We start from the raw sequence: 14376 nt of genomic DNA, 5'->3' as shown, positions 1-14376 counted from the left end.
TCGTTGGGGCTGGAAGCCGGTCTATAACCAGCCTTCGCCCTCCGCGCTATCCTCCGGCATCGACAGTGGAGCTTCAGGTCGCCTTCTTCGACGTGACGAGGCAAGCGGCGCTGGCATTGAGCAGGCCCCAGCCGAAGACGTCGTCCTTGCCCGGCGCGCCGAGATCTTCCGCCGACTTGCCGAGCGCGTCTTGAATGTCGGCTGCGGTGGCGTTGCCGTTTGCAGATTTCATCAAGGCAGCGGCTGCGGTGACGAAGGGCGCCGCGAAGGAGGTGCCGGTCTTCGGCCGTGCGCCGCTGACCGACGCGGCCGTCCACACTTGGACGCCGGGAGCGGCCAGGTCGATATGCTCGCCGCGACCGGCGCGCCTGTAGGGGCGTTTCATGCGGTCGACCGCCGTCACCGCGATCACTTCAGCATAGGCCGCCGGATAGGCAGGCCCGGCTTTTGGGCCGCCATTGCCGGCGGCGGCGACGATCACCATGCCGCGTTCGGAGAGTCTTCGGACAACCTGCTCGAGAAGCGCATTCGCAGGACCCGACAGGCTCATATTCGTCACCTGCACGCCGCGCGCCGAAAGAAGGTCGAGCGCGCGAAGCAGATCCTAGGCGTCCGAGCGGTCATCCTGGCGATCGCCCCGATGAAACGCATCGACCGCGATGAGCCTGGCGTGCGGCAGCAGGCCGGGAGTACGGCTGTCGGCGCCGCCGACAAGCAGGGCCGCGACGGCGGTGCCGTGCTGGCGGCCGGACTCGGGAACGCCGTCGTCCGACAGGCGAAGAACTTCGACCCGGCCTTTCGAGAAGGCGTCATGCGCAGGATTGATCGCGGTGTCGATAAGGCCGATCGTGACATTGCCACCGCAGCCGGCTGGCAGTCCGCTACCGGCCGGCCAGCCGATCAGGCCCGCGGCGGCGCAGTGCGGCCCGGCACATTCAGCTTCCTGTCCGGGCCGGTAGTAATGCACGAAATCTGCCGTCGACTGCGGAGCGGCATCGATGACAAGATCGCGCGCAGCCTCCAGCGGCATGTTGGGTGGAATGCGCAGCCGAATCAGCTCCGATCCAAGAAGCTGAATGTCGGCACGGTCCAGTACGGTGAAGCCGGTTGCCTGAAGCCGACCGATCTCAGCCGAATTCAGCCCGGTCGCCACGATCTGGTCCGGTACCCGAGACGGCAAAGGGGCGGCTGGCCGTTGCGCGCGCCTGCCGCTGCGCCTTGGCGGGCGCGGAAGAAACCGATCCGTCAGCGCGCGAAACAGGTTCGGGCCGGTCGATCGGCTGGACGTCGTTCGCGACCCACCGGGCGAAGCGCCGGACCGACCGCCGTCATCACCACCGCCATCGTCACCGCCACCGTCGTCATCGGCCAACGCCGATCTTGGCCCGAACTCGCCGAGCGCCAGCTGGCCGCCCGGCGCCTGAGGATCGACGAGCAATGCGACGGCGACCCAGAAAAGCAGCAGGGCTTTTGGTCTCAACCAGGAGGTGGTGCGCATGGTCTCCCTCACATTTCCGGCCGTCGCCGATTTTCAACGTCACGAGGCTAGCGGAGCTGTCCGGCAATAAGCTAGCCTTGCGAGGAACGGGCGCGGGGCCGCTTTATTCCAGAACCTGGAGCAACATGCCGGAACAAGCCGACCGCGTCCAAGATCAGCTTGTCGCTTTTCTGCCGAATCTGCGCCGGTTCGCGATTGCGCTGTGCCGGTCCCGCGACATCGCGGACGATCTTGTCCAGCGCGCCTGCGAACGGGCGCTCGCCAACGAGCAGCGTTTCGAGCCAGGGACGCGCTTCGACGCGTGGATGTTCAAGATTCTGAGAAATCTGTGGATCGACGACATCCGCAAGCGCAAGGTCGCCGGCCCGCAGGACGATATCGACGAGCGCCATGACATCGCCGGCGTTTCCGGTGAGCGCGAGATGGAGGCGCGGCTGGCGCTGAACAGCGTGGCGCAAGCCATAGGCGAGCTCGCCGCCGACCAGCGCGACGTGCTGCTTCTGGTCTGCGTCGAAGAGCTTTCCTACAAGGAGGCCGCGGAAGTCCTTGCCGTGCCGATCGGGACGGTGATGAGCAGGCTGGCCCGAGCGAGGAGGAATCTGGCGGAGGCGACTGGAATATCTTCGGCGCCCACCCGTTCTCCGGTCACAAAAGGGGCTGCAAAATGACCGAAGAGACTTTTTCGGACGAAATCCTGATGCGGTTCGCCGACGGTGAGCTTGATCCAGACATGGTCGCCAGGATCGAGCAGGCGATGGAAACGGACGACCGTCTGGTTGCCAGGATTGCTGTGTTCATCGAAACCAGAGCGCAGGCGCAGGCCGCGCTGAAGCCGCTGCTCGACGAGCCGGTTCCCGAAAAACTTGTCGCGGCCGTCGAGCAGATGATCGAGGCCAGGCGTGCCGGCGAGAAAGCGGCGACGGCATCGATATTGCCCTTCGGCAGCAGGCGCTTGGCAGGGCCTGCTTCGAGGTCTCGATGGATGCTGCCAATTGCCGCCTCTCTCGCGGCGGCAATTGGCGGCGGGCTCGCCGGCTATTGGGCAGCAGGCACCAACGAACGCACGCAGGGCGGCTTGTGGGTTGCCGGCGTCATCAGGCCGGGCTTGGCCCAAGCCCTTGAAACGGTCGAGTCCGGCAAGGAAATCAAGCTCGCCGGGATCAGCGACCGGTTCCGGGCCATCGCTACGTTCCGTAACGATTCGCAGGATTTGTGCCGCGAATTCGAGGTCGACTCGCGGGACCGCTCCACGGTGATGTCGGTCGCCTGCCGTTCCGGCGACGAATGGCGCGTCAGCTTCGCGGTCGTGGCGCCCGGCGACGCCGGAGGCTATGCCCCGGCCTCGTCGACCGAAGCCCTCGACGCCTATCTTTCGGCGATCGAAGCAGGCGCTCCGATGTCAGCCGAGGAGGAAGTCAAAGCGCTGGACGAGATCCGTCAAAAGGACCGGAAGTGAAACTGCGACGGCCCGGCCCGCTCTGACCCGGCTTGCTCTGGCCCGGCTTGCTCTGAAATGGAATCCAACTTTCTTTGAATGGAATAAAGCCGGCGATCGCCCGTTACTCCGCCGGGCCGCAACTGCCGGTCCGGTCTGAAACAAGGAGTAACTACCATGACAAGACACTGGAAGCTCAAGTCGACACTGGTCGCAGGAATGGCAGCGCTCGCGAGCACCACGGCGCAGGCGAAGGAGTCTCCCGCGGGAGCGCCGGAAACCGAGCGTCCGCCGGCGGCAATGTCCAGCCAAAGCGACGGTTCCTTCATCGTCGCTGGCAACAGCTCTTCAAATTCGAGCTCCAATTCGTCGTCCAACGGTTCGTCGAATTCCAGCTCTAATTCGTCGAGCAATTCGAATTCGAACTCGTCTTCGAACTCCAGCTCCAATTCCTCGAGCAATTCGAATTCGAACTCATCGTCGAACAGTTCCTCCAACTCGAACTCGAACGGTTCGGATCGCGGGTGGTCGCGCAACTGGCGGCGTTGACATCGGCCGGACGATAGAGCGGCGGCGCGCTTCGACTTGTATCCGCCGCTTCAAAACAATCCACAGACAAACGGGGGCCAGCCGGCCCCCGTTTCGCATTCGCTGGCGATTGGCATAGGCCACCACGACGTCGTCAGGGCGCAGCAATGAGCGAAGCGACGCGGCGCAGACCCTGGGATCCATTCCGTTACCTTGGAGCGCTGCTGCGGTGCAGAACCTTTGATCGCCGAGGGACAGCGCCCCCCTCTGTCCTGCCGGACATCTCCCCCACAAGGAGGGAGATTGGCCTTCATCACTGATTTCGCCAATCACAAACCTTGCAAAAAGGACGCTGTCCCGCGAAGCTGCCAATCTCCCCCCAAGTGGGGGAGATGTCCGGCAGGACAGAGGGGGCGCGAAGGATCGCTACAGAGCGCTTTTATTCTGAGCGGCGGTGCGCTTCGACTAAAAGTCGGCCGCGCTCCACAAGGAAACGGGACCTAGCGGCCCCGTTTTGCATTGTTCTCCAGAAAAAGCCTAGCGGGCCGCGCGGGCCCATTTGCGATACCAGCCTTCGCTGGCAATCGTGTTGCGGTAGACCGTTTCGCGCTCGGTCGCCTCGGCTCCGGTCTCCGCCTGGATCTCGGCCTTGAGCGCCGCATCTTCGCGGCGAAACGGTATGACCTGGACCAGCGGCGTTCCCTTTTCGATGACGTAGAGGCCATCCGGCGCCGTCGCAAAGAACGGAAAATGGATGTGGGCTGCGTAGGTGTCGGTATCGACGATGCCGGCGACGCATTCGAAAGGCTGAGCCGGCCGATTGAGCGGCGGCAGGAACAGACAACTCCAGCCCGGCGGGGTACGGATCGACCATTAATTGTGAAATTTGCATGGCGGTGCCGGTTCCTTCGGATTGCCGGCGACCTGATGCGCGCCATGATTGCTGACCATCACCCTGTCGAACTCCCAGCCGGCATCGACGGCGCTGCCGCCATCCTTGACCTCAAGGCGGACGGTCGCCGCGAGCGGCAGGATCCAGCCGGTTGTCATCGCGTCGAGAAAAGGCATGCAGCGCTTGACGGTCAGGCCATTGTTGGTGGCCGAGGCTTGCTGCGCATCGACCGGCGGCAGTTTGCGGAACCAATCTGGCAGGACCGTCTTGGCCGCCACTGGCGGCGCGATGACCCCATGATCTTTCGGCCGACAGGAAAACCGGATCGAGCGAGAAGTCTTCTGAGAAGTCTGGGAAAAATGAAACATCGATGGCCTCCTTGGAAAAATCCGAGGAGAAACGGGCCGCAGCCGGATTTATTCCCGGGTGGGCGTCTGATATGCAGGCCGACGACGATAGTTCGGTCGCCGCGGCGCGCACAGCAGCATTGTCTAAAGCACCAATCGCATCAGCGGCCGGCCTGCCTTGCGCTCGACCAGCCTCTCGAAGCCGGCTTTCTCGAAGACCCGCGACGAGCCGACGAACAGCCCGATCGAACGCGAATCTCTCGACAGGTCGATCGGACATGCCTCGACCAGCCGCGCGCCATTCTGGCGAGCAAATTCGATGCCGCCTTCGACCAGCCGGTGCGTCACGCCCCGGCCGCGCGCCTTGACGCGGATGAAGAAGCAGGAAATCGCCCAGACGCCCGGATCGGTGGCGTCGGCGGGATCGACCGGCGCCGACCCCCTGCCTTTGTTGTTCCATTCGGGCACGTCGGCGCGCGGGCCGATCTGCATCCAGCCGACCGCCTTGCCATCCTCGAACGCCAGCACGCCCGGTGGCGGCCCGGCCTCGATCCGCGCCTTGATGTGGTCCTTGTTGCGTTCCCGGTTGCTGGCGCGGCGCGCTGCCGGCGACAGCCGGAAATGTGTGCACCAGCAGCCGTAGCAGGCGCCCTGCTTACCGAAAAGATCTTCAAAATCCGCCCAAAGCTCAGGCGCCAGCGGCGCTATGGTCGTATTCACGAACTCTCTCCCGGCCCACCGCCTTGTCGTGGCGTCCGTCCTGACGTACCATTGCTTTTGTTCTCTTTATGTTCGCAGCGATGGCGGTTCCTGTCAACAATCCCGATCACGGTTTTTGCCGCGACTGCCTGACCTTTCAGCGCGGTGAGGCACGGCGCTGTGAGCGCTGTGGCAGTCCACGGCTGGCCCGCCATCCGGAGCTCTATCGGCTGCATCTCGCCCATATCGATTGCGACGCGTTTTATGCGGCGGTCGAAAAGCGCGACAACCCGGCGCTGAAGGACCGGCCGTTGATCATCGGCGGCGGCAAGCGCGGCGTCGTCTCCACCGCTTGCTACATCGCCCGCGTCCACGGGGTGCGCTCGGCGATGCCGATGTTCAAGGCGCTCGAAGCCTGCCCGGAAGCGGTCGTCATCCCGCCGGACATGGAAAAATATCGTCGCGTCGGCCGCGAGGTGCGCGCCATGATGCAGGCGCTGACGCCGCTGGTCGAGCCGATCTCCATCGACGAAGCGTTTCTGGACCTTGCCGGCACCGAGCGCCTGCATGGTCTGCCGCCGGCGGTGGTGCTGGCGCGCTTCGCGTTGGGTGTGGAGAAAGAGATCGGCATCACCGTTTCATCAGGCCTTTCCTACTGCAAGTTCCTGGCCAAGGTAGCGTCGGACTTTCGCAAGCCGCGCGGCTTTTCGGTGATCGGCGAGGCCGAGGCGACCGGCTTTCTGGCCGAGCAGCCGGTGACGCTGATCTGGGGGGTGGGAAAAGCCTTCGCCGCCACGCTTGAGCGCGACGGCATCCGCACCATCGGCCAGTTGCAGCGCATGGAGCGCGGCGACCTGATGCGCCGCTACGGCGTGATGGGCGACCGGCTCTACCATCTTTCACGCGGCGAGGACGACCGCCGCGTCCACCCCGACCAGGATGCGAAAAGCGTCTCGGCAGAGACCACTTTCGACGCCGACATCGCCTCCCCCGAGCAACTGGTTTCGGTGATGAGAGCGCTGTCGGAAAAAGTCTCGGGGCGGCTGAAGAAATCCGGCATTGCCGGGCGCACCGTCGTGCTGAAGCTGAAGACGCAGGATTTCAAGACCCGCACGCGCAACCGGCAGCTCGGCGACCCGACACGGCTGGCCGACCGCATTTTCTCGACCGGGCTCGAGCTGCTGCGCAAGGAGGCGGACGGCACCCGATACCGGCTGCTCGGCATCGGCGTCAGCGACCTCTCGAATGACGAAAAGGCCGATCCGCCCGACCTCGTCGATATCCAGTCACGCAAGCGTGCCATGGCCGAAAGCGCCATCGACAGGTTGCGCGACAAGTTCGGCAGCAGGGCGGTGGAGACCGGCTACACCTTCGGCAAGGGCCGCAATGCCCACCCGCCCGAGCCGATCGAGGACTAGTTTAAGCATGACCCCGAACCTAAGGTCCGCGCAAGCGAAAAGCGGATCCAGTTTCCGAAGGATCACGCCCAAGCAAGATGGGTAAAGCAGGCCTCTTCAGATGCGTCGCAAATCGATCCGGCTGGTCGTCACGCGCTCGCCGGTTTTTGGGTCGACGTCGATAACGGTCAGCCGCATGCCGTCCTCGCCGTTTTTCTCGACGGTCATTTGCGCGGTACGATCGCCGTTGACCTCCTTCGCCCAGCGGATGCCGAGATTGATCGCATTGCCCGAGCGCTTGCCGCTGAGCTGCGCCGGCCCGGTGCGGGATCCGACATAGGTGCCGGTGTACTTCGTCCCGCTGGACTTCAGGTCGGCACTGATGGCGCGCGTCACCACGACGAGACCGCGGCAGGTGCCGTCCAGCGACAGTGAACTCGATGTCGCGTCGGAATTGAAGCGGCAGGAGACGTTCACCGTCGGCGCCTCGGTGGTTACCTTGACGGTGCCCTTGCCGGCAAAATTCCCCTCGAACGAGCGAAGAAAATCGGCCTCGTCGGCATGAGCCGCGCCGGCGGCAGCCGTCAGGCAGCCGGCGAGTGCAAATCGTGCACATGATTTCATTGGATCTCTCCCCTTGAACTGGCTGTTGGACCAACGCTCGCCGTGACGGCGGGTTCCGCCCTCAACATGACCGTTTTGCAACGCGCCGCTCTGGCCCAGCCGAATGCGTCGACTAGCGGTTGCGGTGAAAGTCCCGACTTGCGACATAGCGCGCATGGCACCCTCGCCCTCGATCCCCAAGGCTGCGTTCTGGATGGCGCTGTCGATCGCATCGTTTCTGACGATGTCGGTCGCCGGCCGCGCCACGACGGCCGAGCTCAATGTATTCCAGGTGCTGGAGCTGCGATCGGTGATCGGCCTGTTCATCCTCCTGCCGCTGGTGATGATGTCAGGCGGTTTTGCGGCGATGCGCAGCAAACGCCCCACCGCCCATATCGCCCGCAACGTCGTCCATTTTGTCGGCCAGGCGGCATGGCTCTACGCCTTGACATTGATCCCGCTGGCCGTGCTGATCTCCATCGAATTCACGACGCCGATCTGGACGGCCATTCTGGCGGTCGGCTTTCTTGGTGAAAGACTAAGCCGGCCCAGACTTGCAGCGATCGTGCTCGGGCTGATCGGTGTGCTGATCATCGTCCGTCCGGGCGTCGGCTCGGTCGATCCGGGACATGTTGTCGTGCTGGGTGCCGCGGTCTGCTTCGGCATATCCGTGGTCCTGGTCAAATCGCTGACGCGGACGGACAGCGTCGTGTCCATCATCTTCTGGATGCTGGTCATCCAGTCCGTGCTCGGCCTTGTCCCGGCGTTCTACGAATGGCGCAACCCGCCGCTCGAACTGTGGCCGTGGATCCTGCTGATCGCCTTCACCGGCATGTCGTCGCATTTCTGCATGGCGCGTGCACTCGCCTATGCCGACGCCACCGTCATCTCGCCGATGGACTTTTTGCGCGTGCCGCTGTCGGCGCTGATCGGCTGGCTGCTGTATCAGGAGCAGATCGACGCCTTCACCGCCGGGGGCGCCTTGCTGATCCTGCTGGGCAATCTGCTTAATCTGCAGAAAAAGGCGACCAAACCAGCGGAAGTGGCAGCGTCTTAGCATTTTGCGGCCAAACATCTTCGTTTGGCGTCCGACAAAATGCGTCAAAGCAAAGAGCTACCGCGCGGTTTTGGTTCCACAAAACCGCGCTTAGCCTCGCATTTCAGTCGCCTTCGTCGGGTATGTTGAGGAGATGCCCGCAGGCCTTGCAGTGGACGGCGTCGGCTTCATGCCGCTGGAGGCCGCATTGCGGGCACGGGAAGAAGACCTTGTTGGGACGGAAGAGCGCCTGCGCCAGCCTGACGAACAGCGATATGCCGATGATCATGGTAACGATGGCGGTGAGCTTGCCGGCTATCCCCGGCAGGACGATGTCGCCGAAGCCGGTCGTGGTCACCGTGGCGACGGTGAAATACAACGCATCGACATAGCCTTCGAGACCGGCCCCGGTGCGGAAGAAAAAGGTGTAGACGAAACCGGTGACGACAAACAGGAATGTCAGGAGATTGATGACTGCGTGGCTTGCCTCGCGCCATTTTTTGAGGCCGCGCATCTCGAAAAACCGCCACAGCGCGCCGCTGCGCGACAGCGACCACAGCCGCAATATGCGCAGAAAACCCAGATTGGCCAGCGTTGTAGGCATCAGCAGCGTCAGCAGGATGAATGCGTCGACCCACGACGTCGGCTGTTTCATCAGGCGCAGCATGTCGTTTGACGCCAGCAGCCGGGCAATCATGTCGACGGCGACAAGCGCTGCCACTGAATAATCGAGCCAGAGGAACGAGGACGATTCCTGGATCACCGGTGTGGCGATGAAGAAGGCGATGATGGCAAGGTCAATGATAACAGCCGCCAGCTGAAACCGGAAAGCCGCGCGCGTGCGCCCGTGATAAAGCTTGCGCAATTTGTCGCGCAGCCGTGCCAGGGCTGAAAACTCCTGCACTCCGTCACTTTCCGGCGCCTTCATGACAACTGCGATAACGCTCGCCGCGACAGCCGTCCAGAGGGCAGAGCAGAGGCAAGCCGCTGTGGCTTGAGAACATCCGGAGCGTTTCGGACCCGGAAAGCATTCAGACCGGTTTCGCCTCGATGACGCTGATGCGAGGTCCGGCTTCAACGATATTCGCGACCTGGAAATCCGACGCCGCAAGCAGCAACCTGAATTCTTCCGCCGTGCGCTCCTGCCCGCCCGGCATGACCAGCATGTTCAGATCGCCGAATTTTGCGCCGGCGCCTTCGTTGGGCGGCGCCAGAATGCTCTCGAGCACCAGCAGTTTGCCTTCTAGGCGGATCGCCCTGCGGCAGGTTTTCAGGATCCGGATGTTTGTGTCGTCGTCCCAGTCATGCAGGATCCATTTGAGCACAATCGCATCGGCGCCCTCGGGCACCGAGACGAAGAAATCGCCGGCGACGATGTCGCAGCGATCGGCCACACCCGCGGCGTCAAAGACCGGGCCGGCCTTCGCCACGACCTGCGGCTGATCGAATAGAATGCCGCGCTGGCCGGGATTGCGGCGGAGGATTTCGGCAAGCAGCGCGCCCTGCCCGCCCCCTACATCCATAACGACAGAGAACCGCCGGAAGTCATAGGCCGCGAGCACCGCGGCGGCGACGCCACGCGACATCGCCGTCATCGCCCGGTCGAAGATGACGGACTCTTCCGGATGCTCGGCCCGATATTCCCAAACGCCCTTGCCATGAGCGTGGCGAAAGGCGTTTTCGCCGGTGCTGACACTGTGCAGCAGATCGCTCCATGCCTGACGGAAATAGGGCCGCCCGGCCAGTATCGCCCATGGCGCGACCGAATGCTGAACGTCGGATCGCAACGCACCGCCAACCGGGGTCAGCGAGAAGGATCGGTCTTCCGCTTCATGGAACACGCCGACCGACGCAAGGGCGCGCAGCAGCCGGTAAAGCGCCTGCGGATGAGTATTGGTCAACGCGGCAAGTTCGCCGCTGGTGCGTTTCCCGTCCTTCAGATGGTCTGCGATGCCCAGCGTGGCGGCGACGCATATCGCCTGAGACACCTGGAAGCCATTGACCATTTTCTGGAGTTCGGCAGCGGCTGTCCGCTCATCCATGACGCGCTCCCCCGGCCGCCAAAAAGAGCCAGGCCGCCGAGCTCACAATACCAGCGGCATGGTCACCGGGCAATGCGACCCGGGCTGGCGGAATACGGTCGCTAGCTCACACCAACTCAACTTCCACCACGCCCGGCACCGCGCGCATGGCCGACGCGATCTGTGGCGAGACGCGGTAGCGGTTGGGCAGTTCGATCTCGACCTCGCCCTGCGCCTCATCCTTGATGACGATGATGCTCACCTGGCTGTCGCCGCGCTGGGTAAGCTGCGATTGAATCGCCGACGCCGGCCTGTCGTCCCTGACAAAGATGCGCAAGGCTTTTTGGATGCGGCTTGCCTCGCCCTCCAGCGACTGCACCGTCTGGATGCGCAAATTGACGCCTTCGGGCCTGTCCTCGGCCGAAACTGTGATCACCACCGAACGGCCGGGCTCGAGCAGGTCCCGATATTGCGCCAGACCTTCGGAAAACAGCACTGCTTCATACTGGCCCGACGTGTCGGAGAACTGCACGACGCCCATCTTGTTGCCGGTGCGCGTCTTTCGCTCCTGCTTGGTGGTGACGGTGCCGGCAAGCCGCCCGGCGGCAGCACCGCGTTTGACGGCGGCCGAGAACTCGGCCCAGGTCTGCACCCGCATCTTCTGCAGCGCCGCCTTGTATTCGTCCAGCGGGTGCGCCGAGAGATAAAAACCGACCACCTGGAATTCGCGGTGTAGGCGGTCGGCGGCAAGCCACGGGTCGGTCGCCGGCAGGTTGAGCGCCTGCGACTGTGCGCCGAGCGAGGCGCCGAAAATGTCGTGCTGGCCCGATATTGCATTCTGCTGCGCCAGCGACGCCAGCCCCATCATCCGCTCGACGCCCGCCATCATCGCGGCGCGGTCGTGGCCGAAGCAGTCGAGCGCGCCGGCCATGATCAGGCTTTCGAAGACGCGCTTGCCGACGATCTTCGGGTCGACCCTTTCGCAGAAATCGGCGAGGTTCTTGAACGGTTTTTCGCCGCGCACGGCGACGATATGCTCGACCGCCGCGTCGCCGACGCCCTTGAGCGCGGCCAGCGAATAGAAGATCCGGTTTTCGGCGACTTCGAAGGCGCGGAAGCTTGATATCACCGACGGCGCCACGACATCGATGCCGAGGCGCAGCGCATCCTGGCGGAAATCGGCGAGTTTATCGGTGTTGCCCATGTCGAGTGTCATCGACGCGGCCAGGAATTCGACCGGGTAGTGCGCCTTCAGATAGGCCGTCTGGTAGGAGACGACCGCATAGGCGGCGGCATGCGACTTGTTGAAACCGTAATCGGCGAACTTTGCCAGCAGGTCGAAGATGAAGTCGGCTTGCGGCTTGCCGACGCCACGCTCGATCGCGCCCGAGACGAAGCGCTCGCGCTGCTTGTCCATCTCGGCACGGATTTTCTTGCCCATGGCGCGACGCAGCAGGTCGGCTTCGCCGAGCGAATAGCCGGCAAGCTCCTGCGCGATCTGCATCACCTGCTCCTGGTAGACGATGACGCCTTGCGTCTCCTTGACCAGATGGTCGATCTTCGGATGGATCGACGCCATCTCCTCCTCGCCATGCTTTCTGGCGTTGTAGGTCGGGATGTTCTCCATCGGGCCCGGCCGGTAAAGCGCGACCAGCGCGATGATGTCCTCGATGCAGTCGGGCCGCATGCCGATCAGCGCCTTGCGCATGCCGGCACTTTCCACCTGGAACACGCCGACCACTTCGCCGCGTGACAGCATGGCGTAGGTGTCGGGGTCGTCGAGCGGAATGTGGGCGAGATCGATCTCGATGCCGCGGCGGCGGATCAGCTTGACCGCGGTCTCCAGCACCGTCAGCGTCTTCAGGCCGAGGAAGTCGAACTTCACCAGCCCGGCCTGCTCGACATACTTCATGTTGAACTGGGTGACCGGCATGTCGGAGCGCGGGTCACGGTACATCGGCACCAGCTCCCACAGCGGCCGGTCGCCGATGACGATGCCGGCGGCGTGCGTCGAGGCGTGGCGGTAGAGCCCTTCCAGCTTCTGCGCCATGTCGAGCAGTGTCTGCACGATCGGCTCGCGCGCCGCCTCCTCGGCAAAGCGCGGCTCGTTGGCGATGGCGTCGGCGAGCTTGACCGGATTGGCCGGGTTCGACGGCACCATTTTGCTGAGCTTGTCGACCTGGCCATAGGGCATCTGCAGCACGCGGCCGACATCGCGCAGCACCGCGCGGGCCTGCAGCGTGCCGAAGGTGATGATCTGGCCGACCTGGTCGCGTCCGTATTTCTGCTGGACGTAGCGGATGACCTCCTCGCGCCGGTCTTGGCAGAAATCGATGTCGAAGTCGGGCATCGACACGCGGTCGGGATTGAGGAAGCGCTCGAACAGCAGCGAGAAGCGCAGCGGGTCGATGTCGGTGATGGTCGTCGAATACGCGACCAGCGAGCCGGCGCCCGAGCCGCGCCCCGGCCCGACCGGAATGCCTTGCGCCTTCGCCCATTTGATGAAGTCGGCTACGATCAGGAAGTAGCCGGGGAATTTCATCTTCTCGATAATGCCGAGCTCGAATTCCAGCCGTTCGCGGTATTGCTCGACCGTGTAGCCGGGGGCCAGGCCGTGCGCGGCGAGCCGCGCCTCCAGTCCTTCATGCGCCTGTCTGGCAAGCTCCTGCGCCTCCGCCTTCACCGCCGCATCGGCGTCGGCGACATCGCCGCCGGCAAAGCGCGGCAGGATCGGGTTGCGGGTCTTGGGATAGTAGGAGCAGCGCAGCGCGATTTCGACGGTGTTGTCGATCGCTTCCGGCAGATCGGCGAACAGCCTCGCCATGTCAGCCTGGCTTCTCAGAAAATTGTCGGGCGACAGCCGCCGGCGATTGTCGACGGCGACGACCGACCCTTCGGCGATGGCGATCAGCGCGTCATGCGCCTCATAGTCGTCGCGCGAGGAGAAAAACGCCTCGTTGGTGGCAACCAACGGCAAGTCATTGATATAGGCGAGGTCGACTGACGATTTCTCGATGGCCCGGTCATAACCGGAAACCCGTTCCAGCTCGACATAGAGCCGGTCGCCGAACAGCGCCTTGAGCGCCAGAAGCCGCGTCTCGGCGAGGTCGCGGCGGTCCTCTTTCAGCGCGTTGCCGATCGGGCCGCGCGGCCCGCCGCTGAGACAGATCAGGCCGTCGCAATGGCCTTGCAGCATCTCGGTCGTCAGATGCACGTCCTCGCCGGGCGGCGTTTCCAAATAGACCCGGCTGACCAGCCTGACCAGATTGCTGTAGCCGGCCTCGGTCGCCGCGATCAAAACCACGGGCCGCATTTCCGGGCCTTGCCGCCTGCGGTCGCGCTGGCTGTCGCTGGCTTCGCCGGAAAAAGCGAGAGCGGTCTGGCAGCCGATGATCGGCTGGATACCCTCCTTCACCGCCTTTTGCGCAAATTCGAGTGCGCCGAACAGATTATTGGTGTCGGTGACGGCAATGGCCGGGGCGTCATCCCTGACCGCATGGGCGACGACCGTGCCGAGTTGCAAAGCGCCTTCGAGCAGCGAATAGGCCGAATGCACGCGCAGATGAATGAACGGACGCGCCGGCGCTTCCGGCCGCGACGCCTTCACAAAGGCCTCGCGCCGCAACGGATCGCGGGGAAGTATCTCATTCGCCATGGTTTTTTAGCGCCGCCTCAAAAAGACTCAGTCGATGAGGATGTATTGTCCGGCACCGGACGATGCGAGTCCAGCAATTGAGGAAGTTGCGACCTCGCGATCAGTGCTAATGACGGTGTAGAGCAATCGCCTGAGGTCTGCGCTGCTCATCGCCGCGGCAGGCGCGGTCGGCGAAGCTGCCGATCTCCCCTTGCGGGGGAGATTGGCCGTCATCGCGGCTTTCGCCAATCTCCAACGACCCAGATTGGTGTCGAGCATGTTTTTT

11 protein-coding genes and 2 pseudogenes are annotated in these 14376 nt (G+C 63.7%); 4 read left to right on the top strand and 9 right to left on the bottom strand.

The genetic code is table 11. The annotated features are described in order from the left end of the window. Window positions 1–73: 73 nt before the first annotated feature. Window positions 74–1498 (bottom strand): annotated as a pseudogene (locus X738_RS89145) (S8 family serine peptidase). A 125-nt stretch (window positions 1499–1623) separates the two neighbouring features. On the opposite strand from X738_RS89145, the gene X738_RS66510 reads away from it, so the two are divergent. Both X738_RS66510 and X738_RS66505 read left to right on the top strand, forming a co-directional pair. Further along, entirely contained in the window at window positions 1624–2166 is a 543-nt protein-coding gene (locus X738_RS66510; RefSeq protein ID WP_023801080.1) for an RNA polymerase sigma factor, read from the top strand. Next, window positions 2163–2954, top strand: a complete 792-nt coding sequence (locus X738_RS66505; protein WP_023801079.1) for an anti-sigma factor family protein — start codon at window positions 2163–2165, stop codon at window positions 2952–2954. The genes X738_RS66510 and X738_RS66505 overlap by 4 nt, the downstream gene beginning before the upstream one ends. Here X738_RS66505 and X738_RS84980 read toward each other — a convergent pair. The 3 genes and pseudogenes from X738_RS84980 to X738_RS66490 form a co-directional block, all read right to left on the bottom strand. Continuing rightward, window positions 2936–3430, bottom strand: coding sequence for a hypothetical protein (locus tag X738_RS84980; protein ID WP_156942628.1), 495 nt, complete (start codon window positions 3428–3430; stop codon window positions 2936–2938). The genes X738_RS66505 and X738_RS84980 overlap by 19 nt on opposite strands. Window positions 3431–3998: 568 nt before the next feature. Then, a pseudogene (locus X738_RS66495) lies at window positions 3999–4721 on the bottom strand (DUF6065 family protein). Between the two features lie 123 nt (window positions 4722–4844). Next, window positions 4845–5420, bottom strand: a complete 576-nt coding sequence (locus X738_RS66490; protein ID WP_023801077.1) for a GNAT family N-acetyltransferase — start codon at window positions 5418–5420, stop codon at window positions 4845–4847. A 68-nt stretch (window positions 5421–5488) separates the two neighbouring features. Between X738_RS66490 and X738_RS66485 the strand changes: the two genes are divergently transcribed. Then, window positions 5489–6817: a DNA polymerase IV gene (locus X738_RS66485; protein WP_031255653.1), complete on the top strand. Its 1329-nt coding sequence runs from the start codon at window positions 5489–5491 to the stop codon at window positions 6815–6817. Between the two features lie 96 nt (window positions 6818–6913). Here the strand turns inward: X738_RS66485 and X738_RS66480 are convergent, their stop codons facing one another. Beyond that, the gene (locus tag X738_RS66480; RefSeq protein WP_023801075.1) at window positions 6914–7420 is read right to left on the bottom strand and encodes a hypothetical protein; all 507 of its coding nucleotides are present in this window, start codon (window positions 7418–7420) and stop codon (window positions 6914–6916) included. A 154-nt stretch (window positions 7421–7574) separates the two neighbouring features. Between X738_RS66480 and X738_RS66475 the strand changes: the two genes are divergently transcribed. Next, on the top strand, window positions 7575–8456 hold the full coding sequence (locus tag X738_RS66475; protein ID WP_023801074.1) for a DMT family transporter: 882 nt from the start codon (window positions 7575–7577) through the stop codon (window positions 8454–8456). Between the two features lie 103 nt (window positions 8457–8559). On the opposite strand, the gene X738_RS66470 is transcribed toward X738_RS66475, so the two are convergent. The 4 genes from X738_RS66470 to X738_RS66455 form a co-directional block, all read right to left on the bottom strand. After that, on the bottom strand, window positions 8560–9363 hold the full coding sequence (locus X738_RS66470) for a potassium channel family protein (RefSeq protein WP_023801073.1): 804 nt from the start codon (window positions 9361–9363) through the stop codon (window positions 8560–8562). Between the two features lie 103 nt (window positions 9364–9466). Further along, window positions 9467–10477 carry a methyltransferase gene (locus X738_RS66465; RefSeq protein ID WP_023801072.1) on the bottom strand — a complete coding sequence of 337 codons (1011 nt, stop codon included), beginning with the start codon at window positions 10475–10477 and terminating at the stop codon, window positions 9467–9469. Between the two features lie 106 nt (window positions 10478–10583). Further along, on the bottom strand, window positions 10584–14111 hold the full coding sequence (dnaE, locus tag X738_RS66460; RefSeq protein ID WP_023801071.1) for a DNA polymerase III subunit alpha: 3528 nt from the start codon (window positions 14109–14111) through the stop codon (window positions 10584–10586). Between the two features lie 27 nt (window positions 14112–14138). Continuing rightward, window positions 14139–14369, bottom strand: coding sequence for a hypothetical protein (locus tag X738_RS66455; protein ID WP_023801070.1), 231 nt, complete (start codon window positions 14367–14369; stop codon window positions 14139–14141). Between the last annotated feature and the right edge of the window lie 7 nt (window positions 14370–14376).

This window comes from Mesorhizobium sp. L48C026A00 (genome assembly GCF_000502375.1).
Taxonomy (GTDB): domain Bacteria; phylum Pseudomonadota; class Alphaproteobacteria; order Rhizobiales; family Rhizobiaceae; genus Mesorhizobium; species Mesorhizobium muleiense.
This window is presented reverse-complemented; position numbering and strand designations above follow the sequence as displayed.